The sequence below is a fragment of the Curtobacterium sp. YR515 genome, from assembly GCF_900113095.1.
GTDB lineage: Bacteria > Actinomycetota > Actinomycetes > Actinomycetales > Microbacteriaceae > Curtobacterium.
Genome location: NZ_FOOD01000006.1, coordinates 177,229 through 204,180, shown reverse-complemented (window position 1 = coordinate 204,180; position 26,952 = coordinate 177,229). Strand labels below are relative to the sequence as shown.

29 protein-coding genes are annotated in these 26,952 nt (G+C 71.8%); 9 read left to right on the top strand and 20 right to left on the bottom strand.

The annotated features are described in order from the left end of the window. Window positions 1-519 (bottom strand): hypothetical protein (locus BM028_RS17280; RefSeq protein WP_092385760.1); only part of this gene is annotated, 519 nt, incomplete at its 3' end. Between the two features lie 209 nt (window positions 520-728). Here BM028_RS17280 and BM028_RS17275 point away from each other — a divergent pair. The 6 genes from BM028_RS17275 to BM028_RS18640 all read left to right on the top strand — a co-directional run bounded on the left by BM028_RS17275 (window position 729) and on the right by BM028_RS18640 (window position 5,877). Continuing rightward, window positions 729-3,200 (top strand): phosphoketolase family protein, encoded by a 2,472-nt coding sequence (locus tag BM028_RS17275; protein ID WP_092388260.1) that lies wholly within the window; start codon window positions 729-731, stop codon window positions 3,198-3,200. 130 nt (window positions 3,201-3,330) lie between these two features. Continuing rightward, complete coding sequence (locus BM028_RS17270) at window positions 3,331-3,648, top strand: hypothetical protein (RefSeq protein WP_092388257.1); 318 nt, start codon at window positions 3,331-3,333, stop codon at window positions 3,646-3,648. Then, entirely contained in the window at window positions 3,635-3,850 is a 216-nt protein-coding gene (locus tag BM028_RS18335; protein ID WP_139219859.1) for a hypothetical protein, read from the top strand. The genes BM028_RS17270 and BM028_RS18335 overlap by 14 nt, the downstream gene beginning before the upstream one ends. Before the next feature lie 34 nt (window positions 3,851-3,884). Beyond that, window positions 3,885-4,568 carry a fumarylacetoacetate hydrolase family protein gene (locus tag BM028_RS17265; protein ID WP_092388254.1) on the top strand — a complete coding sequence of 228 codons (684 nt, stop codon included), beginning with the start codon at window positions 3,885-3,887 and terminating at the stop codon, window positions 4,566-4,568. 159 nt (window positions 4,569-4,727) lie between these two features. Next, entirely contained in the window at window positions 4,728-5,690 is a 963-nt protein-coding gene (locus BM028_RS17260; RefSeq protein WP_175496118.1) for a sugar phosphate isomerase/epimerase family protein, read from the top strand. A gap of 10 nt (window positions 5,691-5,700) precedes the next feature. Further along, window positions 5,701-5,877 carry a hypothetical protein gene (locus BM028_RS18640; RefSeq protein WP_175496117.1) on the top strand — a complete coding sequence of 59 codons (177 nt, stop codon included), beginning with the start codon at window positions 5,701-5,703 and terminating at the stop codon, window positions 5,875-5,877. A 27-nt stretch (window positions 5,878-5,904) separates the two neighbouring features. Here the strand turns inward: BM028_RS18640 and BM028_RS17255 are convergent, their stop codons facing one another. From BM028_RS17255 to BM028_RS17225, 8 genes are all read right to left on the bottom strand, one after another. Beyond that, window positions 5,905-6,234, bottom strand: coding sequence for a hypothetical protein (locus BM028_RS17255; protein ID WP_092388248.1), 330 nt, complete (start codon window positions 6,232-6,234; stop codon window positions 5,905-5,907). After that, window positions 6,231-6,800 (bottom strand): hypothetical protein, encoded by a 570-nt coding sequence (locus BM028_RS17250; protein WP_139219858.1) that lies wholly within the window; start codon window positions 6,798-6,800, stop codon window positions 6,231-6,233. Before BM028_RS17250 ends, BM028_RS17255 begins: the two co-directional genes overlap by 4 nt. Next, window positions 6,797-7,411, bottom strand: coding sequence for an RNA polymerase sigma factor (locus BM028_RS17245; protein WP_229086513.1), 615 nt, complete (start codon window positions 7,409-7,411; stop codon window positions 6,797-6,799). The genes BM028_RS17250 and BM028_RS17245 overlap by 4 nt, the downstream gene beginning before the upstream one ends. A 177-nt stretch (window positions 7,412-7,588) precedes the next feature. After that, entirely contained in the window at window positions 7,589-7,744 is a 156-nt protein-coding gene (locus BM028_RS18635) for a hypothetical protein (protein ID WP_175473746.1), read from the bottom strand. Between the two features lie 135 nt (window positions 7,745-7,879). Then, on the bottom strand, window positions 7,880-10,402 hold the full coding sequence (locus tag BM028_RS17240; protein WP_092388243.1) for an ATP-dependent DNA ligase: 2,523 nt from the start codon (window positions 10,400-10,402) through the stop codon (window positions 7,880-7,882). Then, complete coding sequence (locus BM028_RS17235) at window positions 10,399-11,289, bottom strand: SDR family oxidoreductase (RefSeq protein ID WP_092388240.1); 891 nt, start codon at window positions 11,287-11,289, stop codon at window positions 10,399-10,401. Before BM028_RS17235 ends, BM028_RS17240 begins: the two co-directional genes overlap by 4 nt. 68 nt (window positions 11,290-11,357) lie before the next feature. Beyond that, window positions 11,358-12,842, bottom strand: coding sequence for a class I adenylate-forming enzyme family protein (locus BM028_RS17230; RefSeq protein ID WP_175496116.1), 1,485 nt, complete (start codon window positions 12,840-12,842; stop codon window positions 11,358-11,360). Further along, window positions 12,839-14,164: an MFS transporter gene (locus tag BM028_RS17225; RefSeq protein WP_217647271.1), complete on the bottom strand. Its 1,326-nt coding sequence runs from the start codon at window positions 14,162-14,164 to the stop codon at window positions 12,839-12,841. The genes BM028_RS17230 and BM028_RS17225 overlap by 4 nt, the downstream gene beginning before the upstream one ends. Window positions 14,165-14,255: 91 nt before the next feature. Here BM028_RS17225 and ku point away from each other — a divergent pair, with 91 nt between their 5' ends. Then, entirely contained in the window at window positions 14,256-15,218 is a 963-nt protein-coding gene (gene ku / locus BM028_RS17220; protein ID WP_092388233.1) for a non-homologous end joining protein Ku, read from the top strand. Between the two features lie 49 nt (window positions 15,219-15,267). After that, window positions 15,268-15,873: an antibiotic biosynthesis monooxygenase gene (locus tag BM028_RS17215; RefSeq protein WP_071296587.1), complete on the top strand. Its 606-nt coding sequence runs from the start codon at window positions 15,268-15,270 to the stop codon at window positions 15,871-15,873. Here BM028_RS17215 and BM028_RS17210 read toward each other — a convergent pair. Genes BM028_RS17210 through uriH form a run of 4 tightly spaced genes read right to left on the bottom strand, consistent with a single transcriptional unit; the run spans window position 15,870 to window position 20,120 of the window. Beyond that, a complete protein-coding gene (locus BM028_RS17210; protein WP_092388230.1) occupies window positions 15,870-16,805 on the bottom strand; it encodes a Ppx/GppA family phosphatase in 936 nt (311 codons plus the stop codon). The genes BM028_RS17215 and BM028_RS17210 overlap by 4 nt on opposite strands. Before the next feature lie 50 nt (window positions 16,806-16,855). Further along, entirely contained in the window at window positions 16,856-17,713 is an 858-nt protein-coding gene (locus BM028_RS17205; protein WP_092388227.1) for a ribokinase, read from the bottom strand. After that, entirely contained in the window at window positions 17,710-19,119 is a 1,410-nt protein-coding gene (gene uriT, locus BM028_RS17200) for a uridine transporter UriT (RefSeq protein WP_092388224.1), read from the bottom strand. The genes BM028_RS17205 and uriT overlap by 4 nt, the downstream gene beginning before the upstream one ends. Window positions 19,120-19,124: 5 nt before the next feature. Further along, window positions 19,125-20,120: a uridine-preferring nucleoside hydrolase UriH gene (gene uriH, locus BM028_RS17195; RefSeq protein WP_070417195.1), complete on the bottom strand. Its 996-nt coding sequence runs from the start codon at window positions 20,118-20,120 to the stop codon at window positions 19,125-19,127. Between the two features lie 179 nt (window positions 20,121-20,299). On the opposite strand from uriH, the gene BM028_RS17190 reads away from it, so the two are divergent. Then, window positions 20,300-21,298 (top strand): LacI family DNA-binding transcriptional regulator, encoded by a 999-nt coding sequence (locus BM028_RS17190; RefSeq protein WP_254791849.1) that lies wholly within the window; start codon window positions 20,300-20,302, stop codon window positions 21,296-21,298. Between the two features lie 347 nt (window positions 21,299-21,645). On the opposite strand, the gene BM028_RS17185 is transcribed toward BM028_RS17190, so the two are convergent. From BM028_RS17185 to BM028_RS17155, 7 genes are read right to left on the bottom strand one after another with little or no spacing between them, the layout of a single operon-like run. Beyond that, complete coding sequence (locus tag BM028_RS17185; RefSeq protein ID WP_092388221.1) at window positions 21,646-23,346, bottom strand: MDR family MFS transporter; 1,701 nt, start codon at window positions 23,344-23,346, stop codon at window positions 21,646-21,648. Beyond that, window positions 23,343-23,963 (bottom strand): TetR/AcrR family transcriptional regulator, encoded by a 621-nt coding sequence (locus BM028_RS18330; protein WP_070417197.1) that lies wholly within the window; start codon window positions 23,961-23,963, stop codon window positions 23,343-23,345. Before BM028_RS18330 ends, BM028_RS17185 begins: the two co-directional genes overlap by 4 nt. Window positions 23,964-24,016: 53 nt before the next feature. Beyond that, complete coding sequence (locus BM028_RS17175; protein WP_254803981.1) at window positions 24,017-24,499, bottom strand: GNAT family N-acetyltransferase; 483 nt, start codon at window positions 24,497-24,499, stop codon at window positions 24,017-24,019. A 14-nt stretch (window positions 24,500-24,513) separates the two neighbouring features. Beyond that, window positions 24,514-25,026: a VOC family protein gene (locus tag BM028_RS17170; protein WP_092388218.1), complete on the bottom strand. Its 513-nt coding sequence runs from the start codon at window positions 25,024-25,026 to the stop codon at window positions 24,514-24,516. Next, window positions 25,023-25,742: an HAD family hydrolase gene (locus BM028_RS17165; protein ID WP_092388215.1), complete on the bottom strand. Its 720-nt coding sequence runs from the start codon at window positions 25,740-25,742 to the stop codon at window positions 25,023-25,025. Before BM028_RS17165 ends, BM028_RS17170 begins: the two co-directional genes overlap by 4 nt. A gap of 54 nt (window positions 25,743-25,796) precedes the next feature. Beyond that, entirely contained in the window at window positions 25,797-26,438 is a 642-nt protein-coding gene (locus tag BM028_RS17160; RefSeq protein WP_092388212.1) for an MBL fold metallo-hydrolase, read from the bottom strand. Window positions 26,439-26,496: 58 nt separating this feature from the next. Then, entirely contained in the window at window positions 26,497-26,928 is a 432-nt protein-coding gene (locus tag BM028_RS17155) for a MarR family winged helix-turn-helix transcriptional regulator (protein ID WP_071296579.1), read from the bottom strand. Window positions 26,929-26,952 lie beyond the last annotated feature (24 nt).

Genomic DNA, 26,952 nt, shown 5'->3' with positions numbered 1-26,952 from the left:
CGTGCCACCGTGCAGCGAGAACAGGTACGCGTTGTTCACCGCGACCTTGCCGTTGACCAGCACGTCACCGTAGAGCTTGGACGAGCCCGGGTTCACGACGAAGTTCTCCAGCGTGACCGTCGTCTCACCGGCGGTGAGGGTCAGACCCGAGTCGTCGTGGTTCAGCAGACCCTGCACGTACGGACGGTAGTCACCGTCCGGCGACCAGTACGTCACCGAACCGGACGTGATCGGGAACGAGACGGACCCGTCGGCGAGCTTGGCGTCACCGGAGACACCCGGGGTCAGCTTCAGCGCGGTCAGGGCGTCGGTGAAGCCGGAGTCGAGCTTCACGGCGGTGTCGCCACCGAGGACCTCGGGCACCGACGCGACGGGGCCGGGGATCTTCGACGAGGACGACGACACGGTGTGCACCGACGGGGTCGAGGCCTGCGCCGAGGTGATGCCGAACGCGGCACCACCCAGCACGAGCGCACCCGTCGTGGCGAGCGTGATGGAGGTCTTGAGGCTCTTGCGCATGGGTTGGGTCCTTTGCTGTCTCGGGGGCTCCGGCCGGTGGCGACGTGCTCCTGTGCACGCGCCGTGCTGTGTACTTGCTGTGGCCCGGCCGTTCGTGACCGGAGAGCGCCCTGGGCGTTTGCCCTTGTGACATGCATTCGGCACCCCCTGCCGAACGGTTTGGAAGTTTTTCTGGGATTCCCCCGCGACCGCCTCCGTACCGTGGGGGCATGGCCCCCGCATCCCCCTCGAGCACCGACCGGATCCGCGCGATCGACGCCTGGTGGCGCGCCGCGAACTACCTCACCGTCGGGCAGATCTACCTGCTCGACAACCCGCTGCTCGACCGCTCGATCACGCCGGACGACGTGAAGCCCCGGCTGCTCGGACACTGGGGCACCTCGCCGGCGCTCAACCTCGTCTACGCGCACTGCAACGCGCTCATCGCCGAGACGGACCGGCAGCTCCTGTACATCTGCGGGCCCGGTCACGGCGGTCCCGCGATGAACGCGAACGCGCTGCTCGACGGCACGTGGGGCGAGCTCTACCCGGACATCACGCCGGACCCGGACGGGCTGCGGCAGTTCTTCCGGCAGTTCTCCTTCCCCGGTGGGATCCCCTCGCACGCGGCGCCCGAGACCCCGGGGTCGATCAACGAGGGCGGCGAGCTCGGCTACTCCCTCGCCCACGCGTACGGAGCGGCACTCGACAACCCGGACCTCGTCGTCGCGTGCGTCGTCGGCGACGGCGAGGCCGAGACCGGGCCGCTCGCCGGGTCCTGGCAGGCGCACACGTTCCTCGACGCGGTGTCGGACGGCGCCGTGCTGCCGATCCTCAACCTGAACGGGTGGAAGATCGCGAACCCGACGGTCCTCGCACGCATCCCGCACGACGACCTGCACGCCTACTTCCGTGGGCTCGGGTACGAGCCGATCGTGGTCGACTCCGCCCGCGTCGACGACGACCCGTTCGCCGTGCACGCCCTGTTCGACGGTGCGCTCCGGCGTGCACTCGCGACGATCGACGACATCCAGGCCGCGGCCCGCGCCCAGGCGCAGCGAGCGGCCGCCGGGCAGCCGGCCGGTGCTGCGGACCTCCGACCGCGCTGGCCGATGATCATCCTCCGCACGCCCAAGGGCTGGACCGGCCCGAAGGTCGTCGACGGCCAGCAGGTCGAAGGGACCTTCCGCGCCCACCAGGTCCCCCTGCCCGCCGTCCGCGAGAACGACGACCACCGCCGGCAGCTCGAGGAGTGGATGCGGTCCTACCGCCCGGAGGAGCTGTTCGACGACGACGGCCAGCCGATCGGCATCCTCACCGCCATCCGGCCCACCGGCGACCTGCGGATGAGTGCGACCCCGCACGCGAACGGCGGCCGGCTCCGCACCGCACTCGACCGCCCCGGGCTCGAGGAGTTCGGCGTCCCCGTGGGCGAGGACGCGAGCGCCACCGGCACGCTCGGCCCCTGGCTCGCCGCACTCATCCAGCGGAACCCCTCGTCCTTCCGGCTCTTCGGCCCGGACGAGACGGTGTCGAACAAGCTCGACGCGGTCTTCGACGTGACGTCGCGCGTCTGGCGTGCCCAGCGTGGCGTCGGGGACGAGCACCTCGGCGCACACGGTCGGGTCACCGAAGTGCTGTCCGAGCACCTGCTCGAGGGGATGCTCGAGGGCTACGTGCTGAGCGGCCGCCACGGTGTCCTCAACACCTACGAGGCGTTCGCGCACATCATCGACTCGATGGTCGGCCAGTACGCGAAGTGGCTCGAGTCCTCGACGGACATCGACTGGCGGGCACCCGTCTCGAACCTGTCGATCCTGCTGTCGTCGCACGTCTGGCGCCAGGACCACAACGGCTTCTCGCACCAGGACCCGGGGTTCCTCGACGTCGTCGCGTCGAAGCAGCAGGACCTCGTCCGCATCAAGCTGCCGGCCGACGCGAACACCCTGCTGGCCGTCGCCGCGCACGCACTGGAGACGACCGACCGCATCGAGGTGATCGTCGCCGGCAAGCACCCCGAGCCGGTGTTCCTGTCGCTGCCCGACGCGGTCGAGCACGTCGCCGCGGGGCTCGGGGTCTGGGACTGGGCCGGCACCGAGGAGACCGTCGGCCGCGTCGACGTCGTGCTCGCCTGTGCCGGTGACGTCCCCACCGTCGAGGCCGTGGCCGCCGCGGACATCATCCGCCAGCACGCTCCCGAGGTCGGCGTCCGTGTCGTGAACGTCGTCGACCTGCTGTCCATCGGCGACCCCCGGAAGCACGAGCACCCGGTCCCCGACGAGCGCTACGACGAACTGTTCCTGCCCGGCACCCCGACCGTCTTCGCGTTCCACGGGTACCCGTCCCTCGTGCACCAACTGACCTACCGCAGGAACGGGCACGACGACCTGCACGTGCACGGGTTCCTCGAGCAGGGCACGACGACGACCCCGTTCGACATGCTCATGCGCAACGAGATGGACCGGTTCGCGCTCGCGCACGACGCCCTGACCCGGGTGGACGCGTCGGCGCACGACGCGCTGCGCACGCGGCTGTCCGAGGCCCGCACGGCGGCCCGCGAGTACGCGTACACGAAGGGCGAGGACCACCCGAGCGTCGGTGCGTGGCGGTTCTCGGGGTGGCCGCAGGACGAGGCGGCATCGGAGGGCACGGGTGGCGACCCGGGCGAGGGGGAGACCGAGGGGGCTGCGCCCGGCAACTGACGCGCGTCCGCGCACTCCTCCACATCCAGGAGGCGCGGATCACGTTCCACAGGACCGGTCACGCTCGGCGCGTGGCCGGTCCTGTCGCGTCAGGGTGGTCGGCATGGATGCAGGCTGGACGAGCGCGAGCGTGTCGTTGCTCAGCGCCTTGGTGGCGGTCGCGAGCGTGGTGGTGACGGTGGTCGAGGGGCGTCGGGCGCGGCGGAATACAGAGTTCTTGGGGCATCGGGACCACTGGTGGCAGCGTTGGGCGTGGGTGGTCGAGCGGGCGCTGTCGGCCGATGAGCGGCGCCGTGACGCGGCCGCTCTGATGACCCATGCACTCATGACTCGTGCATGGGCGACGGACGACGACGCCTGGGTGGAAGAAGCGCTCGAACAACACGAGGAGAACGCCACACGGGAGCGGCGGATCGACGAGGAGGGACCGGAACGTGATCACGGATGAAGACGACCTGCGCTTCAAGCAGCGCCTCGATCGGATGGAACGCAGAGTTCCTCGACTGATGGCGCACCCGCACTACGGGCCGCTCATGGCACAGGAAGGCCGTGTCGAACGACTCGAGGAGATGCGGATCGAGTGGCGCGAACGACAGGAACGGGCACGAGCACGGAAGCTCCGGTGGGAGGCCTCGATCAGCGAGGGCTGACCGAGCACCGCGCTGCCGGTGGCACGCTGGACGGGTGAGCGACCTCGTCATCCCGGCCCCGACCCTCCCGACCGTCCCCACCACGACCGGCGGACGCTTCCCCGTCCGGCGGGTGTTCTGCGTGGGCCGCAACTACGCCGCGCACGCACGCGAGATGGGCCACGACCCGGACCGCGAGCCGCCGTTCTTCTTCACGAAGCCGGCGGGCGCGGTGGTGACCGACGACGCGGACACCCCGTACCCGTCCGTCACCGAGCGCCTCGAGCACGAGGTCGAGCTCGTCGTGGCGATCGGTCGCGGCGGAACGGACATCCCGGTCGACACGGCCCTCGACCACGTCTGGGGCTACGCCGTCGGGATCGACCTCACGCGGCGCGACCTGCAGGCCGAGGCGAAGCGGCTCGGGCGCCCGTGGGACACCGCCAAGGGCTTCGACGCCTCGGCCCCGGTCGGCGCGATCGTCCCCGCAGCCGACGTCGACCCGACCTCGGGCACGATCGAACTGCGGGTGGGCGGCGAGCTGCGACAGTCCGGGGACCTCGCCGACCAGATCTGGTCCGTCGCCGAGACCATCGCGGAGCTCTCGCGGTTCGTGTCCCTCGCGCCGGGCGACCTCCTGCTCACCGGCACGCCGGACGGTGTCGGGGTCCTCGCCCGCGGGGACCTCGTCGAGGGCACGATCGTCGGCGTGGGCTCGGTCCGGACCGTGATCGTGTGACCCCACGCGTTTCCCCCGTGTGTCGGCGGCCTGGGAGGGCTCGCAGCACCACCGAGTAGCAATGTCTCGATGCCGCTGCGGGGTGCGCGGTGTCGCCACACTGGGGACACCCGACCGCGACGGGGCGGGGCGGCGTGTCCGGAGAACGGAGGTGCCGCCGTGCAGGAACACGACCTGCTCGCGACGTCCTGGACATGGGCCGGGACCGAACCGATCGGCGAGCGCATCGACGCCGTCGGTGCTGCCGGCTTCGCCGGACTCTCGCTGTCGCTCGGTGACCTGCACGAGGTGCGGGCGACGATCGGGTTCGCCGCCCTCCGCCGCATGCTCGACGGTGCGGGGATCGTCTGGGTCCAGCTGGGACCGCTCGAACGCTGGTGGACCTGCTCGAACCACACCACCGACCAGGACGCCGACCGCGGTGTGGTGCTCGAGGCCGCCGCGACCCTGAGCGCCTGGCAGGTCGTCGCGCGTGCGGACGTCACGCTGCCCGGCGTCTCGCCGTCCGCCATGGTCGACGACTGGAACGAACTGGCCGGGCAGGCCGCGAAGGTCGGTGCGCAGCTCGTCCTCGAGCCCGAGCCGTGGTCGAACCTGCCGACGGTGGAGCGCGCGTCCCGGTTCGTCACCGCCGCCGGTCACCCGAACGGCGGACTCCTGGTGGACGTGATGCACGCACTGCGCGGCGGGTCCACGCTCGCCTCCATCCGCGAGGGCGTCGCGCCGGCGTCGCTCGCTGCGGTCGAGCTGAGCGACGGCCTGCTCCACACGCCGGCGGGCATGACCCTCGCCGAGGAGGCCCGCGAAGCACGCCACCTGCCCGGAGCCGGCGCCTGGGACGTCCCGGGGTTCGTCCGCACCGTGCGCGACCTCGGGTTCGACGAGCCGTGGGGCGTCGAGGTCCGGACGGCAGCACACCGGGCGATGCCGATCGGGGACGCCCTCCGGACCGCTGCCGCGGCGACCCGGGCGGTGCTCGACGCCGCCGACGCCTTCGGGACGCCCGCCGTCCCCGCGATGCCGACGACCCCGGCGCCGACCTCGGCGGTGGACTTCGAACCGCCGGCTGCTCCCCCGTCGAGCGACCGTCGCCGCGATGCCGACTCAGGAGCTCCGGCGTAGCGTCACTGGCATGACCGACCAGCCAGCACACGACGACGACCTGCTCCGCCGCTCCCAGCAGTCCATCGACGAGGCGAAGGCGGCTGCGGCCGAGGTGGTCGAACCGGACGAGGACGACCTCATCGACGAGGACCTGCCGGTCGCCGACGACGCCGAGCCCGCCGACGGTCCCGCGCCCGCTCCCTGAGTTCCCCCGGCTGGTGGTCGCCGACGCTCAGTCGATCTCGACGACCCGCACGGTGACGTCCGACGGTCGACGTCCCAGCAACGCCGTCCCCTCGGCGACCACCGCGTCGCGGACGTTCCGGACGAGCCCGAGCGTCGGGACCCGCCGGTCCGTCGTCACGACCACGCGGATCCGGGCGCCCTCGCGTCGGTCCTGCACGAGGACCGCGCCACCGTCTCGGGGCAGGTCGAGCACCGAGTGGACGTCGCGGACGAGCGTGGCGAGGTTCGGCCCCGGTGGCAGCACCGAGCGGACCCCGGGGACCCCGAGCACGACCGCGGTCAGTCCGCGCGAGACACTGCGCACGTCGTCGGTCACGGTCGCCCTCCCTCGATGAGGTCCGCCACCCGCACCACGAGCGACCGCACCACGAAGGGTGCGTGCGCCCCGAGCGCGTCCTCGATGATCGACCGGAGTGCCTCGGCGCGGAGGTGCACCGGCCCGTCGGCGCTCGCGGCGATCGACACCTCGACGTCGACCGATCCGCCGGCCGTCCCGACGTCGCCCGTGAACCGGGTCCGTCGGACGACCACGCCGGGTACCTCGTCGCCGAGAGCCCGCACGAGTCCGCGGAGTGCGCCTTCGGTCACGACGAGCGTCGACGCGGGGTCGTCGTCCGGGACGGGGATGTCCCGCCCCGCGTGCGCCGTCGTCCGCACCGACGCGAGCACGCTGGCGATCCAACCGGCGTCGGCCCCGGCGGCCTCCGCGGCCTCGGCGTCGAGCAGGTCCCGCGAGGCCGTCCGCAGCGACTCGAGCCGCACCAACGCGGCGGCCGCGTCGGGGTCGCCCTCGATGTCCGGCCGTGCCGGGGTGCGGTCGGCGTCCAGGTAGTCGGAGAGTTCCTCGAGGGTGAACGCGCCGAACCGTTCGTCGTCGGTCATCGCCACCCCTCCATCTGCTCGAGGACACGACGTCGTGCCCGCGCCAGCACCCCGCGCACCGTCGCCTGCGGCATCCCCGTCGCCTCGGCGATCTCGGCGTACGACGCCCCACCGATCTCCCGCATCACCCAGACGGCACGGTGCGCGTCCGGGAGTGCCTGCACGATACGCGCGAGTTCCTGGACCTGCAGCCGCGTGCTGACGACCTCGTCGACGGGGCGGTCGTCGGCCGAGTCGACCACCGCTTCGAGGTCCAGGTGTGGATGCCGACGACGGAGGCGGTCGAGCGCCTTGTTCGCCGCGATCCGGAACAGCCAGTTCCGCACACGGTCGGGGTCGTCCACCCGGTCGATGCGCTGCCAGGCCTGGAGCGCCGCCTCCTGCACGGCGTCCTCGGCCTCGCCGTCGCCGTGTCCGAGGATCCGAGCGGCGTAGGCGCGCATGTGCGGGCCGTAGCGGCGGATCAGCACCCCGAACGCGACCGTGTCGCCGTCGGCGCTGCGCGCGACGAGGGAGGCGTCCGACAGGGACGCCAGGGCGTCAGCGTCGCTCAGGGTCGGCTCCTCGTCGATTTTCTTCGGTTCTCGCGTGACGATCGCGGTCGTCGTCACGTCTTACGTACGGGTCTACCAGGAGCGCGGTGCGTGCCTGGTGCGAAGCGCGTCGTGACCGGTCATCCCTGAACGACCGGTCACGGCGCCCCGACGGCGGCCCGTGCGTCCCCTGATCCGGCGCACGGGCCGTCTTCACCCATCGAAGCCCCCGGGTGTGTCGTCGTTCTCCGGGTGCTACTCGTCGACCTCGTCACCGAGGAAGTCCGCGTAGGTCACCTCGGACTCCGTCACCGCGACCCCCGGGTCCACGGGTGTGCGCGCCGATCGGTCCCCTGCGATCGTGACTCGTTCCTCCGCGGTGAACGGGGGCAGGTACTTGCTCGCGCTCATGCTCGCGCCCTTTCGTCCCGGCGAACGTAACAGCCCGCGCCGGAATCCCGGGGGATCGCCCCCGATTCGTCCCCCGGTCGAGGGTGGAACGGGGGACGGAAGTTCGCCCCGGGCTGACCCCATGCGGATGCATGCTCACGATTCCCGGACGACGTCCCCGGGGTCCTTGTCCACCCGCCACCCGCGCCACGAGGGCTGTCGCAACCGGCCGTCCGACGTCCACTCGGCGAACTCGACCTCGCCCACGCGCTTCGGCGTCACCCAGTGCGCGTCGCGGGCATCGGGCCGAGGGACGTCGACGAACGGCGAGGTCTTCCGCTCGAGCGCGGCGAGCGTCGCACCGATCTCGTCGAGGTCGCGGTCGCGGAAGCCGGTGCCGACCTTCCCGATGTACTCGAGCCCGTCCGGCCCCGGGACGCCGAGGAGCAGCGAACCGACCCCACCCGCACGCCGACCACTCCCCGGCTTCCACCCGCCGACCACGACCTCCTGCGTGGCGTGGTGCTTCAGCTTGAGCCACGCCTCGGATCGCCGACCCTCGGCGTACTTCGACGTCCGCTTCTTCGCGACGACCCCTTCGAGTCCCTGCTCCGCCGAGTCCGCCATCGCCCGGGCGAGGTCGCCCTGGTACGCGGGCGGGACGTCGATCGCGCCACCCGGTTCGACCACCGTCTCGAGCGCCTGGCGACGCGCGTCGTACCCGAGGCGGGTGAGCTCGTGCCCGTCCGCCTCGAGCACGTCGAAGAGCAGCAGCCGGACCGGCGTCTCCCGCTGCGCCGCCTCGACCTCGCGCGACTTCGTCAGCCCCATCCGGTTCTGCAGCAGCTGGAACGAGGGCCGCCCCCGATCGTCGAGGGCCACGATCTCGCCGTCGAACACGCCGTCCACCCCGGCGCGGTCGCCGAGTTCCTGGAGCTCGGGGTACTGCACCGTCAGGTCGTTGTCGTTGCGGCTGCGGAGCGTCACCGAACCGTCCCGGACGGTCGCGAGCGCGCGGATGCCGTCCCACTTCATCTCGAACGCCCAGTCCGATTCGTCCAGCGTCGGCTCGCCCTTCGCGAGGGTCGCCTGCATCGTGCGGCGATCAGCCGGAGCGGTGTCCGAAGCGGCCGTCCGGTCGATGCGCGCGGTCGGGTCGCCGCCGGCGGGTGCGGGTCGGGAGGCGCGGCTCGTCCCCGCCCCGTCCCCGCCGTCCGCCAGGCGGTCCGGCTGGTCCTTCGTGCGGTGGATGAGCCAGTTCTTCTCGTCGCCGTCGCGCCCACGACCCCGCCCACGAGTGTGCAGCAGCGCCAGTCGGCGAGCGCCTCCGGTCCGGCCGTGCAGGGTGACGATGACCTCTTCGCCCTCGCGCCACTTCTCGAGCTCGTACGTGCCGTCGTCCCAGATCGTGACCGTCCCGCCGCCGTACTCGTCCTTCGGGATCGTGCCCTCGAACGCGCCGTACTCGAGCGGGTGGTCCTCGGTCTGCACCGCCAGGTGGTTCTTCCCCGGATCGGTGGGTTCACCCTTCGGCAGTGCCCAGCTGACCAGGACCCCGTCGTGCTCGAGCCGGAAGTCGTAGTGGTCGCGTGTGGCGTGGTGTTCCTGGATGACGAACGTCGGGGTGCCGTCCTTCCGCACCGTCGGCGCATCCTCGGGCACGGGTTCCGGGGTCTTCGACGCGTCGCGCTTGGCGCGGTACGCGGCGAGCCGGTCGCGCGCGGGCTGCTCCGCGTCGTTCGCCTGCTGGGTCCGGTCGCTGTCCCAGTGACCGTGGTCGTCCCGTCCGACCGCCAACGAGGCGGAGGCGACCGGGTGCAGGTGGTCGCCCCGTTCCTCCAGGCGTTCGAGGACTTCGTCGAGGGTGAGCTGCGCGAGCCCGCGTTCGGTGAGTTCCTTCCAGGTGCGGGGCGCGGCGACCGTCGGCCGGTCACGGCCGCGCAGCGAGTACGGCGCGATCGTCGTCTTGTTGCCGTTGTTCTGCGACCAGTCGACGAACACCTTGCCCGTCCGCTCCGCCCGGCTCATCGAGGAGAGCACGAGGTCCGGCAGGTCCTGCTCGAGCGCCTTCGCGAGTTCGTGCGCCACCTCGGAGACGTGTGCGGTGGAGGCCCCGCCGTCGAGCGCGGCGTAGAGGTGGATGCCCTTCGACCCGGACGTGACCGGGTACGGGTCGAGCCCCATGCCGTGCAGGATCTCGCGCGCTGCGAGGGCGACCTCGACGCACTCGGGCAGCCCGACGCCGTCGCCGGGGTCGAGGTCCAGGACGAGCCGGTCCGGGTTCTGCTGCCCGCCGCGGGGGCCGAACCGCCACTGCGGCACGTGCAGTTCGAGGGCGGCCTGCTGCGCCATCCACACGAGGGTCGGCAGGTCGTCGACGATCGGGTACTCGTTGTCGTGCTCGGCGTGGTGGATGGTGTGGTGCCGGACCCAGTCGGGCGCGGAGTCCGGCAGGTTCTTCTCGAAGAACACCTTGCCGTCGACGCCGTTCGCCCAGCGCTTCCGGGTCACGGGGCGGTCCTTCACGTGCGGGATCATCCACGGTGCGACCCGCTCGTAGTACTCGATCACGCGTCCCTTGGTGGTGCCGGTCTCCGGGTAGAGCACCTTGTCGGTGTTCGTCAGGGCGATGCGGCGGTCCCCCACCAGGACCACGGTCTTGCGCGAGGTCGGACTCACAGCGCCACCCCGGTCGCCCCCGCCACCGTGAGGGTCGTCCCCGACGTGTACGACGACTCGGGGCCGGCCAGGTACACGTACGCGCTGCCGAGCTCGACCGGCTGTGCAGGTCGACCGAAGGGCGTGTCCTGCCCGTAGGCGGCGATCTCGTCGCCCGGGTAGCTGATCGGCTGCAGCGGCGTCCACACCGGGCCCGGGACGACGGTGTTCGCCCGGATCCCCTTCGCCGCGAGCTGCCGCGCCAGCCCGTTCGTGTACGTGATGATGGCGGCCTTCGTCGCCGCGTAGTCGATCATCCGGTCCTGCGGTTGGTAGGCGGACACCGAGCTCGTCGTGACGATCGCACTGCCGGGCGCCATGTGTGGAACGGCCGCACGCACCAGCCAGAACAGCGAGTACAGGTTGACCTTCATCGTGCGGTCGAAGTCCTCGGTCGACTGCTCCGTCACGTCGTCGTGCACCTTCTGGTGGCCGGCGACGAGGACCAGCGCGTCGAGCCCGCCGAGCTCGCTCACCGCGTCGCGCACGAGTGTGTCGCAGAACCCCTCGTCGGTCAGGTCACCGGGGAGCAGCACGGCCTTCCGCCCGAGGTCGCCCACGATGTCCCGCACGGCCTCGAGGTCGTCACGTTCCTCGGGCAGGGCGTTCAGGGCGACGTCCGCGCCCTCCTTCGCCATCGCGATCGCCGCTGCCCGTCCGATGCCCGAATCGGCCCCGGTGACGAGCACGCGGTAGCCGGGCATGCGGCCCGTGCCGAGGTAGCTCGTCTCGCCGTGGTCCGGTGCCGGGTCCATCGCGCTCGCCAGTCCGGATCCCTGCTGCGTCTGCGCCGGGAAGGGCGGACGGGGGAACTGGTCGCGCGGGTCCTGCTTGTCGAGCTGGCTCATGCGCCCATGGTGCTCGCGCCGCGGCCACCGCGGTTCAGCGAAGCGGGATCTGTGGAGAACCCGTCGGCTCAGGCGCCCTGTGCCATCGCGCGGACCTCGACCCGCCGGACCTTCCCGGTCGACGCACGCGGGAGGTCCCGCACGACGAAGACCTCCACCGGACGGCGGAACCGTGCGAGCTCGGCCTCGGCACGCTCGAGGAGTGCCGCGTGCAGCACGGCGGCGTCGGTGTCGCAGTCCGGCCGGACGACGACGTAGGCGACCGGGACGCTGCCGAGCACCTCGTGCGGGCGGGGGACGACGACCGCCTCGAGCACCCGCGGGTCCCCGAGCAAGACGTCCTCGACCTCGGCCGGGTAGACCTTCTCACCGCCGCGGTTGATGACGTCGTCCGCACGCCCGACGAGCCAGACCCACCCGTCCTCCGAGACGTGGCCGAGGTCACCCGTGCAGAGCCAGCCGTCGGCGTCGAACCGCTCGGCCGCGCGTCCGCAGAGGTACGACCGGACGATCCCCTCGCCGCGGACCCACAGCGACCCGACGTCGCCCGCGGGCAGCACGTTGCCGTGTTCGTCCCGCGCCTGCACCTCGGAGCCGACCGGGACGCCGACGCTGCCCGGTCGGGCCGGCGCACCGAGCGGGGTGGCCGCGATCTGCGACGCGCCCTCGGTCATCCCCCAGCTGACCACCAGCGGCACGTCGCCGAGTGCTGCACGGACGGGTTCCGGGAGCGGAGCGGACGCACTGCGGACGAACCGGAGGCCCGGCGGGAACACGAGTGGTCCGGTCTTGACGAGGACCGCGAGGATCGCCGGCACGGCGTTGAGCCAGGTCACCCGACGCTCGGCGAGGAGTTCCCAGAACCCGGTGCGGTGGAAGCGACGATCGAGCACGAGGGTCGCCCCGGCGACGAGGGTCGCCAGCAGCCCGACGACCTCGGCGTTCACGTGCGAGAGCGGGAGCGAGTTGAAGCCGCGGTCGGACGGCGTGAGGCCGTTGTGCTGTGCGACCTGCCGTGCGACGAAGAGGAGCTGCGACTCGGGCATCTCGACCCCCTTCGGCGCGCCGGTCGAACCCGAGGTGAAGAGCACCGCCGACCCTTCCCCCGGTGCGTCCGGGGCGCTGCCGGGGACGGGACCGCGCACCACGTGCACCGGGCCGAAGTCCCTGCCGACCCGCGCCGCCGGGACCCCGTCGAGTGCGGAACGTTCCTCGCGGTCGGACACGACGAGCGACGCCCCGCCGATGAGCGATCCCAGCCGGGCCACCTCGGACGCCGGCTGCCCCGGGTCCACCGGGACGGACCGACGCCCGGTCGCGATCGCGGCGAGGTGGACCACGGCGAACGACAGCGGGTCGCCGAGGTCGACCAGGACGGCGCCCGACGGGGCGATGCCCAGGCCGTCGAAGACCCGCTCCCAGGCGCTCACGGCGCGGGCGAGCGTCTCGTGGTCGAGCACCCGGTCGGACCGTGCGTCCTCGAGGTAGGGGTGGGCCGGGGTCGCGCGGGCACGCTCGGCGATCAGGGCACGGAGCGTCAGCTCGCGGCTCACCGCGACACCGTCTCGGTCGTCGCGGCCGCTGCGCCGCCGACGACGACGGTGCCGTCGACCATGCGCACGCGCTTCGGGTGCATGAACCAGGCGACGACGATCGCCGCGGCGAGCAGGCCGATCGAGAGCCCGAACGGCGCGACCCAGCCGGACGCGTCGATGAGGACGCCGAACGCGATCGGCGAGACGACGCCGGCGATGCCGAAACCGGTGTTCATGAGCCCGGACGCGGCACCGGACCACTGGGGCGCGACGTCCATCGGGATGGCCCAGAGGTTGGCGTTGCAGAGCTCGAGGAAGAAGAACGACAGCGTGAGTGCCACGGTCGCGACGAGGAGGCTCTGCGCGAAGAGCAGCGGGGTGAGGCAGAGGAGGGCGCCGCCGAGGCCGATGACGAGGATGACGCGTCGTGCGTGCCGGACGTCCCCGCCCCGCGCGACGATCCGGTCGCTGAGCATGCCACCGACCGTGTCGCCCACGACACCTGCGAGCAGGATGATCGACGTGTACAGCGCGAAGCCGCCGATGCCGAGACCGTACGTGTCGCTGAGGAACGTCGGGAGCCAGGTCAGGAACACCCAGAGCGTCCACCCGTAGCCGAAGTCGACGAACGTGACGGGGAGGATCTGCGGCACGAGCTGCTTCCACGGGGTCTTCACGCGGTCCCCCACACCGGCGGGGGTGTGCAGCTCCCCGAGCTCCGAGAGCTCCTGGGACGTCATCTTCGGGTGGTCCGCCGGGCGGTCCCGGAACACGACCCACCAGAGCCCGGCCCAGATCACGCTGAGCGCGGCGACGACGAGGAACGAGCTGCGCCAGCCCGCCACGATGATGAGCCCGGCGACGATGAGCGGCGCGAGTGCGTTGCCGAGGCGGGCCGCCGAGTGCGTGATGCCCTGTGCGAAGCCGTTCCGGTCGATCGGGATCCACTTGCTCATCGCCTGGGTGGCGGTGGGGAACGCGGCCGCCTCGGTCAGCCCGAGCAGCAGTCGCGCACCGATCAGCGACATGAGTCCGACGCTGAAGCCGGTCAGCAGGGTCGCGACGCCCCACAGCACCGCGACGATCGCGAGCATCTTGCGCGGTCCGATGCGACCGCCGATCGCACCCCCGAAGATCTGGAGGAACGCGTACGGCAGCGCGAACGCCGCGACGACGTAGCCCGCCATGGTGTCCGTCAGGCCCAGGTCGTCCTTGATGTAGGGCAGGGCGGTCGAGATGTTGGTCCGGTCGATGTAGGCGATCGCGTACATCACGCAGAGCATGAGCAGGACGCGGCCGCGGACGCGACGGCGCATCGGGCTGGGGCGGAGAGCGGTCATGAGGCACCTTTCGCGATCGAACGTCATATTCAGTATTTCACATGACGACGAAGATCGCACACGTGCAGGTCCCGACGGGCATCATGTGCCCATGAGGTCGATCTGGAAGGGCTCCATCGCGTTCGGGCTCGTCAACGTGCCGATCAAGGTCTACGCGGCGACCGAGACGCACGACGTGTCGCTGCACCAGGTCCACGACGAGGACAAGGGCCGCATCCGGTACAAGCGCGTCTGCGAGTTCGGCCACGAGGTCGAGTACGCCGACATCCAGCGCGCCTACGACGACGGCGACAAGACGGTGGTGCTCACCGCCGACGACTTCAAGCAGCTCCCCGAGGAGCAGTCGCACGAGATCGAGGTCCTCGAGTTCGTCCCCGTCGACCAGGTCGACCCGATGATGTTCGAGAAGTCCTACTACCTCGAGCCCGACTCCCGCTCCCCCAAGGCGTACGTGCTCCTGCGCGAGACCCTCGCGAAGACCGACCGGCTGGCGATCGTGCAGTTCACGCTCCGGCAGAAGACCCGGCTCGGTGTCCTGCGGGTGAACGACGACGTGATCCTGCTGCAGGGGCTGCTCTGGGGCGACGAGGTTCGTGCCGCCGACTTCAAGGGGCTCGACGCAGCGGTGAAGGTCAGCGCGAACGAGCTGAAGATGTCGTCGTCGCTCGTCGACAGCATGTCCACGGACTTCGACCCCGACCGCTACACCGACGCCTACCAGGTGGAGCTGCAGCAGCTCATCGACGCGAAGCTGGAGTCCGGCGACGACATCGACACCGAGAAGACCTTCGGTGAGCGCTCCGAGGACGACGATGATGACGAGGGTGGCGACGTCATCGACCTGATGGCCGCCCTGCGCGCGTCGGTGGACAAGAAGCGGTCCGGGTCGGGAGGCACGGGGTCACGTTCCCGGAGCGGGTCCCGTTCCACGAAGCAGGACTCCACGGCCGACGAGTCACCGGAGAAGGCCCCGGCCGAGAAGGCACCCGCGAAGAAGGCACCCGCGAAGAAGACCCCCGCGAAGAAGCCGGCCGCCAAGAAGCAGGCCAGCTAGCCGGACCGCGCGACACGAGCAGGAAACACGCGTCGGCCAGACTTGACGCATGACTCCAGAAGAGCCTGGGGCCTTGTCGTCGCCACCCGCGACCGATGGCCCGCCCGTCACCGTCTCCATCACACGACTCGTCGAACCCGAACGGATCCCCGACGTCACCCGCTGGGTGCAGTCCGGCGTGAACCTCGCCAACCGCTACCCGGGCTTCCTCGGCTCGGGCTGGGTCCGCTCGCACGCGACGAGCCGTGAGTGGCACATGCTGTACCGGTTCGCCGACCACGACTCCCTCGCCACGTGGGAGAACTCCGACGACCGGCTGCGGTGGCTCGACCTCGGCCGTGACCTCGTGGTGGAGTCCCGCGTCGAGAAGCGCACCGGGATCGAGGGGTGGTTCGACGCACCGGCCGATGCCCCGGCGTCGAGCGCACCGCCGCGGTGGAAGCAGGCCGTGAGCATCTGGCTGGGGTTCTTCCCGGTCAACCTGGCGTTCACGTACCTCGTCGGCTGGCTCGTCCCCGCGTTCGGCGCACTCCCCGTGCTGCCGCGCGTGCTCGTCACGACGCTCGTGCTCACGCCGATCATGACGTTCTGGGTGCTGCCGTTCGTCACGCGGATGATCCGCCCGTGGCTCCTCGCACCGCCGAGGAACGGCTAGCCGAGCACCGACAGCTGGTCGAGCCGCTCGAGGATCACGCCCTCGCGGAGCGCCCACGGGCAGATCTCGAGCGCCGGCAGGTCGAAGATGTCCAGGCAGGCCTCGGCGACGAGGGCTCCCGGCACCACCTGGTGCGCCCGGCTCGGCGACACCCCGGGGAGCTCGGCCAGCTCGGCGACCGACATCGTCAGGAGCGCCGGCAGCTTCGAGCGGAGCACGTCGCCGTCGAGCGCGCGCGGCACGAGCGGCCCCGCACCCGAGGGCGCCGCGCCGCAGATCCGTGCGATCGACCGGAACGTCTTCGAGGTCGCCACGGCACGGTCCGGCCGCCCGGCGCGCAGCAGCAGCCCGGCGTCGCGGGCGATCTCCACCCGGATCTCGTGCCGGATCCGGCGCACGTCGTCCTCGGTCGGGGTCCCCGCCGCGAAGTACGACCGGGCGAGCCGCGCGGCGCCGATCGGCATCGACCACGCGACGTCGGGCGCTTCGTCCGCTCCGCCGGCGATCTCGAGCGACCCGCCGCCGATGTCGAACACGGCCAGGCGACCGGCGGACCACCCGAACCACCGCCGCACGGCGAGGAACGTCAAGCGCGCCTCGTCCCCGCCGGACAGCACGGCGAGCTCGACGCCGGTCGCCCGTTCGACGTGGGCGAGCACCGCGTCGGAGTTCACGGCGTCGCGGACGGCCGAGGTCGCGAACGCGAGCATGTCCTCGCACCCGCGGTCCTCGGCGACGCGAACAGCGTCGGCGACGAACGAGGTCAGGGCGTCGACGCCCGCCTCCGTCACCGCGCCGGCGTCGTCGAGGTGCTCGGCGAGGCGCAGCGGTTGCTTGAACGACGACGCCGGCAGCGGGGCGGCACCGCCGTGGGCGTCCACCACGAGCAGGTGGCCGGTGTTGGACCCGATGTCGAGGACTCCCACGCGCATCCCACAACGCTAGTGGCCCCGTCGGACGGGCACGGCCCTGGAGGCGCGGTTCAGCCCCGCAGGAAAGACTCCAGTTCCGCGGTGGTCGGGTACGACGCCTGCGCGCCCGCCTTCGTCGCGGCGTACGCCCCGACGCCGACCGCGAACCGCGCGGCCTCGACCAGCGGGTCCCCGGCGGCGAGGCGGAGCGCCACCGCACCCATGAACGCGTCGCCGCAGCCCGTGGTGTCCACCGGGTCGACCCGGACGGCGTCGATCGACACCGGCTCGGCGTCACCGTCGTGCACGACGCAGCCCGAACCACCCCGGGTCACGATCGACCGTCGGACACCGTGCTCCCCGAGCTCGGCGGCCTCGTGCTCGTTGACGAGCAGGACGTCGGTCAGCTCGAGCAGCTCCGCCGGGACGGCACCGAACGGGGACAGGTTCGTGAGCACCGTGACCCCGGCGGCGTGCGCTGCGCGGGCGGCGGCCAGGACGACGTCGATCGAGACCTCGAGGCAGAGACCGAGCACGCCGGCACCGTCGAGGGCATCGGCGGGGACGTCGTCCGGGGTCAGCGTGCCGTTCGCACCGGCGGAGATCACGATGGTGTTCTCCCCTGCGCGGTCGACGGTGATGACGGCGGTCCCGGTGGCCACGCCCTCCCGGACGGCGACGTGCGTCGTGTCGACACCCGCCGCCGCGACGGAGTCGCGCAGCAGTCGACCGTTCCCGTCGTCGCCGACCGCGCCGATCATGCGCACGGTGCCCCCGAGCCTCCCGGCAGCAACCGCCTGGTTGGCGGACTTGCCGCCTGGCAGGATCGCGAGGTCGGACCCCTGGAGGGTCTCACCGGGCTTCGGGAAGCGCTCCGTGCGGACCACCAGGTCCGCGTTGAGGCTCCCCACGACGACGATGCCGGTCATGCGGCGGCTCCTGTCTCGGCCGAGGCCGGGCGCGGGATGAGGAAGGACGTGGCGAGTGCCGCGCAGGTGATCACGGCACCGAGCAGCATGCCACCGGAGTACCCGGCGGTGCCCGCGGACCCGCCGGTCCCGAGCGCGATCTGCAGGGCCGGCAGGACGGCGAAGCTGATGCCGGCACCGAGGTTGAACGCACCGGCGTTGAGGCCGGGCAGGAAGCCGGGGTTCGACTCCGGCGACAGCACGATGCCGAGCCCGTTCAGGATGATGTTCGCGATGCCGGCGTACGTGATGCCGATCAGCACGGTCGCGGCGATGAGCACCGGCAGCGAGTGCACGCCGACGAACGCCATGACGAGCGTCGCGACGATGCTCCCGACCAGGCCGACGCGCAGCACGGCGCGGTAGCCGAGGGTCGGCGCGAGCCGGCCGGCGAAGGGTCCGACGATCCAGCCGACCAGCGCGTACGGGGTGAGGAACGCGAGCGAGGCGAGGTCGGCCTCCATGCCGAAGCCCGCGTCCGGGTTCTGCGCGAGGCTCGTGACGAGGCCGTTCACGACCGCGAACACGCCCGTCATGGTGAGCAGGGTCGTGACGAGCAGCGCCCAGGTCGCACGGCGCTTGAGGAACCGTGTCTCGACGAGGGGCTCGCGCACCCGCGACTCGACCGCCCAGAAGACGCCGAAGGCCACGAGGGCGAGGACGATGCCACCGACCACGAGGCCCCAGTTGGCGGCTGCGAGCTTGCCCGCCTCGTTGAACGCGGTGAGCAGTGCGCCGACGCTGACGACGAGCGGCAGGACACCCCACCAGTCCATCCGGGTGCCGGCCGACGGCTTCGACTCGACGCCCCACGCAGCGACCATCAGCGCCGCGACGACGGTGACGATCGCGATGACCCAGAAGATCCCGCGGAACCCGAAGTGCGTCGCGATCCACCCACCGGCGAGCGCGTCGACGCCCGCGATGCCGCCGTTCACCGCGGTGAGCAGGCCGAGGGCGGCGCCGTAGCGCTTCGGGTCGGCGATCTCGTTGCGGAGGATGAGCAGGCCGATCGGGACGACCGGGCCGGTGACGCCCTGGATCATGCGACCGACGAACAGCATCGGGACGTTGACCGCGAGCGCCGCCACGATGCTGCCGACGAGCATCACCGCGAGCATGCCGAGCAGGACGCGCTTGCGGCCGACGATGTCGGACAGGCGCGGCAGGAACAGCGAGAACAGCGCCGCCAGGGTGAAGAACAGCGTCTGCGACAGGCCGATCGTGGCGTCGTCGGTGTGCAGCTCGCGGGCCATCGTGACCAGGGCGGGGCTGAGCATGCTCGCGTTCAGCTGGAACGCGATACAGGCTGCGAGGAGCGCGGCGGTGAGGGCGCCGATCGACTTCTTCGTCGATGTGGTGGTCATGGGGGTCAGTGCTCCGTGGTGGTCGTGGTGGCTGCGGTCCGGGGCGTCCAGCCGGTGTCCGGGGTCTCGCCGATGCGTTCGAGTGCGTCGACGACGAGGTCCCAGAACCGGCCGTGGTCGAGCTCCATCGCGGCGCTCGTGCGGCAGTCCTCCGGCGCGGGCGCGCGGAAGTCGGCGACGGTCATGCCGAGGGTCAGGGTGCCCTGCGTCTCGACGTGGATCGGGACCTTCACGGCGCGGACGACGGTCGGGTCGATGACGTACGCGACGGCGCAGGGGTCGTGCACGGGCGGCGCGTCGAAGCCCTGGGCGTCCTTGTAGGTCTGGCCGAAGAAGTCGAGCAGCTCGCCGACGAACGCGGCCGGGGCGGTGCCGACGGCGGCGATGCGCTCGGCGACCTCGGGCGTCGCGAGCGCCTGGTGCGTCAGGTCGAGGCCGACCATGACGACGTCCCAGCCCGCGTCGAAGACGATCGAGGCGGCCTCGGGGTCGATGACGATGTTGAACTCGGCGACCGGGCTCCAGTTGCCGACGTGCACCCCGCCGCCCATCAGGACGACCTGCTTGACGCGCTCGACGATGCGGGGCTCCTTGCGGGCCGCGAGGGCGATGTTCGTCAGACCGCCGGTCGGCACCAGGGTGACCGTGCCGGGCTCGTGCGCCATGACGGTCTCGATGATGAGGTCGACCGCGTGCCGCTCGTCCAGCTCGAACGACGGCGAGGGGAGCATCGGCCCGTCGAGACCGCTCTCACCGTGGATGTCGCCGGCGACCTCGATCTCGCGGAGCAGCGGACGGTCGGCACCGGCGGCGAACGGGACCCCGGTGATCCCGGCGATGCGGGCGACGGCGAGGGCGTTGCGGGTGACCTTCGGGAGCGTCTGGTTGCCGACGACGGTCGTCACGGCGAGGAGCTCGATGTCCGGGTTGCCGTGGGCCAGCAGGATCGCGACGGCGTCGTCGTGGCCGGGGTCGCAGTCGAGGATGATCTTCTCGGGCACGCGGGGCGCTCCACTTCTTCGGGGATCAGCAGGTCGAGGCTCGACGAGGTGGGGATCCGCGGCGAGGATCAGCTCCCGCGGCACGTCAAGCGTTTGACATGGAAACACGTCAAGCGTTTGACGTCAAGTCATCGGCGGCGGACCCGAACTGCGAGGTCCGCGCTCGGTAGCATCGACGCGTGCCATCCTCCGCCGCCCCCGGCCGTCGTGTGACCGCTGCGATGGTGGCCGAGCGCGCGGGGACGAGCATCGCCACGGTGTCGCTCGTCGTGAACGGCAAGGACCGCGGCCGGGTCTCCGTGCCGATCGCCACGAGGGTCCGCGACGCCGTCGACGAACTCGGCTACGTCGTCGACCACGCGGCCAGCTCACTCGCGCGGGGCAGCGGCGACCTCGTCGTCCTGATCGCCCCCGACCTGTCGAACCCCTTCTTCGCCGAGGTGATCCGCGGCGTGCGCGACACCGTCGGCGACCGCTTCCAGCTCGTGCTCTCCGTCACGGAGCGCGGGGCCCAGCCCGTGGCCGCCGACGTCCGACGGTTCGAGCGGCTCCGACCGGCCGGCATCCTCGTGGACGCGCCCGCCGCCGACGAGACGATGACCGCCACCGTCCCCGTGGTGCTGCTCGACGCTCCCGGCGGACCCGAGGCCGTCAACTACGACCTCTCCCCCGGTGTCCACGAGCTCGTCGCACACCTGCACGAGCGCGGGCACCGGCGGGTGGGGTACCTCGACGGGACCTCGCGGGCTGCGACGTTCGGCGTCCGTCGGGAGCTCTTCGAACAGGAGTGCGCAGCCGTCGGCATCGAGGTCTCCGAGGTCACCGCCCGCGCCGACCTCACGGTGGACGCCGCGGCCTCGGCGACCGAGCACGTCCTCGAGGCCTGGCAGGACGACGACGTCACGGCGGTCGTCGCGGCTGCCGACACCCTCGCGTACGGGGTGCTCCGGGTCGCCGGGCAGCTCGGCATCGCGGTCCCTGGGGAACTCGCCGTCGCGGGGTTCGACGACCTGCCGTCGTCCTCGGTCACGGCACCAGCCCTGACGAGCGTCGCACTCCCCGGCGCGGACCTCGGCCGGGCCGCGGCGCTGCGGTTGCTCGCGACGCTCGACGGCACCGCGCCGGAGGCCGCGGCGCTCCCCACGCGCCTGGTGCGCCGCGCGAGCACGGGCGCGTAGCGCGCGCCGTCGCGCCGCGCGGGCGCCGCGCGCGGCTGCGGACCGCGGCGGTTCGTGCCGCGAGAGCGACGATGTACCGCGACCGCGCGGCGATCACCCCGCGGAAGCGACAGGTGCCCGCCGAGATCCGGCGGCAGCCTGTCGCTTTGGCGAGCGGGGCGCGGTGGGCGCGCGCCGTGGCGGACGGGAGGCGCGGTGCGAGCTGGCACCGCGCCTCCTGGCCGGCGGTGGTCCGGACCACCCCGCCGAAGCGACAGATCGGCGCCGCGGCGGCGGGTCCGTGCCGGGGAAGCGACAGTCCCCCGCAGGGATCCTGCGGGGGACTGTCGCTTTCGTGGATCGCGCGGTCAGCGCTCCGAACGGTCCGGACCGGCATCGGCCGGCTCGGGCTCCGGCTGCGGCTCGGCCGCGCCGGCCGTGTGCCCCGCGCGCTGCGCCCGCTCGAGCTCGTCGGCCTCGGCTCCGCCGACCGCCTCGCCACGGGCGACCATGCCGGCCGTGTCGGAGAGCTTGATCTGCGGAAGGAACAGCGCGAGCAGGAACGCCACCGCGATGAACGGCAGCAGGTACCAGAACACAGGCGCCAGGGAGTCGGCGTACGCGTTCACGATGCCGTCCTGCACCGCCTCCGGCAGCTTCGCCACGGTCGCGGGGTCGATGCTGCCCGCCGACGACGCAGCGTCGGTCGCCGATCCGCCGGCGCCGCGGAACACGTCGGTGAGCGACGTCGTGAGCCGCGCCGTGAAGAGCGCACCGAAGACGGCGGTGCCGAGGGAGGCGCCGACCTCGCGGAAGTAGTTGTTCGTCGACGTGGCGGTACCGACCTGCTCGGCGGGCACCGCGTTCTGCGCCACGAGGACGACCACCTGCATGATGAGGCCGAGGCCCGCACCGAAGACGAACAGGTACGCGCAGATGAGCCAGATCGGGGTGTCCGCCGCGAGCTGGGTCATCGCGAGCATCGCCAGGGCGACCAGGATCGTCCCGATGATCGGGAACATCCGGTAGCGACCGGTCTTGGTGATCAGGTTGCCGGACGCGATCGAGGTCCCGATCAGGCCGACCATCATCGGCAGCATCAGGAGACCCGAGACCGCCGCCGAGGTACCGGACGCCATCTGCAGGAACGTCGGGACGAAGCCGATCGCCGCGAACATGCCGATGCCGAGCACGAGGCCGATGCCGGTCGCGAGCAGGAACGTGCGGTTCCGGAAGAACGACAGCGGCAGGACGGGGTCCGCCGCACGCGACTCGACGAGCACGAGGAGCGCTGCCGACACGACGAGACCGGCGAACCAGGCCCACGTCTCCGGGGCGTCCCAGCCGTGGTCCTTGCTGCCGCCGAACTCCGAGAAGAACACCAGGCACGTCGTCGCGGCGGACATGAAGAGCACGCCGAGGACGTCGATGCGCTTCGTCGCCTTCTTGCTCGGCAGGGTCAGCGCGAACCACGCCACGAAGAACGCGGCGATGCCGACCGGGATGTTGATGTAGAACGCCCAGTTCCAGGTGAGGTGGTCGACGAAGAACCCGCCGAGCAGCGGGCCGCCGATCGCCGAGAGGCCGAAGATCGCACCGAGCGGGCCGAGGTACTTGCCGCGCTGGGAGGCCGGCACGATGTCCGCGATGATCGCCTGCGACAGGATCATCAGGCCGCCGCCGCCGAGCCCCTGCATGGCGCGGAACACGACGAGCTGCGTGAAGTCGCCGGCGAAAGCACACCCGGCCGACGCGATGGTGAACAGGGCGATCGCGATGAGGAACAGGTTGCGGCGACCGAGGACGTCACCGAACTTGCCGTACACGGGCATCACGATGGTCGAGGCGAGCAGGTACCCGGTCGTCAGCCACGCCTGGTGTGCGACGCCGCCGAGCTCGCCGACGATGGTGGGCATCGCCGTGGAGACGATGGTCTGGTCGAGGCTGGAGAGCAGCATCCCCGCGATGAGCGCGGAGAAGATGATCCAGATCCGGCGCTGCGTGAGGAGCAGCGGTCCGTCGGAGCCTGGGCGGGCACGCTTGGTCGTGCCCGGCGCGGTGGCGCTCATTCGGTGGTGTCCTGTCCGGTCGTGATGGCCGCCCTCATGAGGCGGAGGTTCTGGGTGAGCAGCTCGTCGAACGCGGGACCGGTGGCTTCGTCGAACGCGTCGTCGAAGTAGGTCTCCGCCGTCACCTTGAGCAGCCCTGCGGCGGCCTCGGTGACGAGCCGCGCACGGCGGTCGGTGGCGTCACCCCAACCGAACCGCGCTCGTACGGCGTCGGTGATGCGGCCGAGCTGCACGTCGGTGGCCGAGAGGAACCGGGCGACGAGCGCAGGCTCCCGTTCGAAGACCCCGCGGACGAGGACCTCGTCGGCGCGGTCGATGCCGGCCCGGTGGAACTGGTCGATCGCCAGCGCGACGATGGAGTCCAGCGGCTCGAGGTCGGCCGCGACGACACCGCCGGCGGCGTACGCGTCGATGGCTTCGACGTCCGCGTTGATCTCGATGCCGAGCACGGCGTCGTCCTTCGACGCGAAGTGGTTGAAGAACGTCCGCCGGGACACACCGACCGTCTCGCAGAGCTGCTCGATCGTGAAGCCGTGCAGCCCGTGCTCGATGGTCGCCCGACGTGCCTCGACGATCATGCGTCGGCGCAGCGCGCGGGTGCGTTCGGTGGTGCTCACCGGACAAGAATTGCACTATCGGACTGAGAGTGCAATGTGGAAGTGGGGTACCGCTAGAGCGCCTTCTCGAAGCAGAACGACCACGGCATCGTCGCGGCGTACGGCTCGTACACGGGGATCGGGGTCCAGCCGGTCTTCTCGTAGAGCGCCACGGCCTCGGGCTGCTTGTCGCCGGTCTGCAGGATGAGCCGTGCGGCGCCCTCCTCACGCCCGACGCGCTCCCCCTCGGTGAGCAGCGCGGTGGCCGCACCCTTCCCGCGGGCGGCGGCGAGGACGATGAGGCGCTTCAGTTCGACCTCGTCACCGAGGCGCCGGACGGCGATGTGCCCGAGGGCCTCGCCGTCCTCGTCGACCGCGAGGATCGAGGTGATGATCGTCGCCGGGTCCACGGCGAGCGCCCGGCCCCGCTCGGCCGTCACCGCCGGGTCCTCGTCGCCGTTCGCGGCGCCGTAGCGCTCGTGCATCTCCTCGTCCATGCGGGCGCGGAGCGCCACACCACGGGGGTCGTCCCACCGAACGCGTTCGATCGTGATCACGACCGACGATCCTGTCACGGATGCCAGCGTCGGCGCGACGTGTGCTCCTCGTAGGGCTGGGGATCGGGGTAGGTCAGGAGCTCGACGGTGCTGCCCCACGGGGTGCGGACGTACACGAACCGGTTCCGGTCGCCGGCTTCGGGCCCCGGGAGCGGGCGGGGTGCACTGAGCGCGGTCGCCCCCGCGGCCACGACCCGGTCGAGCGTGGCGTCGAGGTCGTCGACGTACAGCGCGAGGTGCTGCCACCCGAGGTCGGAGGGCACCGCCGGGGTGTCCTGCTCGACGTGGTCGAAGGCGAACAGCTCGATGCCGGGGCCGTCGGGCAGCGCGAGCATCCGGATCCGCACCTCACGGGCGTCTCCGGGGACACCGAGGCGCGACGTCGTCGCCTCGCCGCCCTTCGGAGGCCGGTCGGCGGGGAGCGTGTCGTAGAGCACCTCAGCACCGAACGCGTCGACGAGGAACGCGCTGGCCGCGTCGACGTCGGGCACGGTCAGTCCGATGTGGTCGACGCCGCGGACGCTCACGCGCCCGCCCCGCTGCCGGCGGCTCCCCCGGCGCGGCTCGCCAGGTCCGCGATGGGGCCCCGGCCGGCCCGCAGGTCGGCGAGGACCGCTGCCGCGTCGTCGTACACCCGGACCGCCCCGGCCCGGCGCAGCTCGTCGCCGCCGATCCCGCCCGTCATCACGGCGACGCAGGGCACACCGACCCGTCCGGCGGACTCGACGTCCCACATCGCGTCGCCGACCATCACCGCGGCGTCGGCGGACACGCCGACCTTCCGGAGTGCGACCTCGATGATCCCGGGGTCCGGCTTGGCCTGTTCGACGTCCTCCGAGCTCGTGACGGCGGTGATCCACGCCTCGGCGTCGAGCAGTTCGCGCAGGCGCACGAGTTCGTCCTCGGGCGCGCTCGTGGCCAGCACGACGGCGTGACGGGCCTCGGCGACGGACCGGAGCAGCTCACGGGCACCCGGGAGGAGCCGCAACCGCGGCATCTGCTCGGCGTAGTACGCGGTGTGGAACTGCTTGACGGTGTCGCGCTGCTCGTCCGTGGCGTCCGGCAGCAGCTCCTCGAGCAGCTTCGCCGAGTCCATGCCGATCGCGCGGTGGATCCGCCAGGCGTCGACGGACTCGCCCGCTGCCGTGCACGCCCGCCACCAGGCGTCGATGTGCGGGTAGTTCGAGTCGACGAGGGTCCCGTCGATGTCGAAGAGGACGGCGGTGGAGGGTGCGTCGGGCATCCCTCCACCCTGCCCTGGAGGCGCGGATCACCTCTCAGGGGCGCGTCACGTCCGTCAGACGGTGATCGACTCGCCGGCGGGCAGGATCTGCACCGGCACCGGTCCGAGACCGTCCGGGCCGAGGAACCGCGCGGCGGACTGCTGCCCGAGTTCGCTGAGCATCGCCTCGTGGATCTGCACGGCGTGCTCCGGGGAGACCGCGCGGACGTAGTCGACGGCCTCGGCGGTGCTCGTCCACGGGCCGCTGGTCGGCAGCAGCAGGGTCTGCACCGGGACGCCGGGCACGAGGTAGGCGTCGCCGGGGTGGAACACGGCGGCGTTCACGAGGTAGCCGACGTTCGCGATCGTCGGGATGTCGCCGTGGATGACGGCGTGCTCCTCACCGAAGACCTGCACCGAGAACGGGCCGACCTCGAACGCGTCACCGGCCGAGACCGCGGCGACGCGGCCGTGGTGCGCGCCGAGCTGGTCGACGATCGCGGCGGGCCCACGGACCACGAGGGCGTCGTTCGCGGCGAGGGCGGCACGGACGGCGTCGACGTCGAAGTGGTCGAAGTGCTCGTGGGTGACGAGGACGGCGACGGCGGCCGTCGCGAGGTCGGCGCCCTCCGGCGTGAACGTGCCCGGGTCGATGACGAGGGTGGCGCCGTCCTGCTCGAGGACGACGGTGGCGTGGTTGTACTTCGTCAGCTCCATGTCGACGAGTCTACAACAGTGTTGTACATCGACGTGGTCGATCCGGATGAGAGGGCGTTCACCGTTCGAGTCTCGCCGCGATGCGGTCGAACAGTTCCGGCACCCTGGCGAGTGCCGCACGCTCGGCCTCGGACAGCTCGGATCCGATCACCGACGCGAACGCCCCGGCTCGGGCGCTCCGTTCCCGGAGCATGACCGTGCGGCCCGAGTCCGTCAGCCGGATCACCGAGACCCGCCGGTCCCCGTCGGACACGCCTCGCTCCACGAAGCCGCGCTCCTCGAGCTCCGCGACGGTCCGCGACTGTCCCTGGTGCTTCACGCCGCGGGCCCGCGCGAGCTCGGCGATGGTCTGCGGCCCCTGCCGGTCGAGCAGGCCCAGGCTCGCGCTCTGCGCCTGCGGCAGCTCGTCGGTGAGTGCCCGGGTGGCCCGCACGATCCGGCCGATCGACTCGCGGAGCTCCTCGGCGAGGTCGTCCGGGGTCGTCGTCATGCCCTCGACCGTACCGCCGGATCC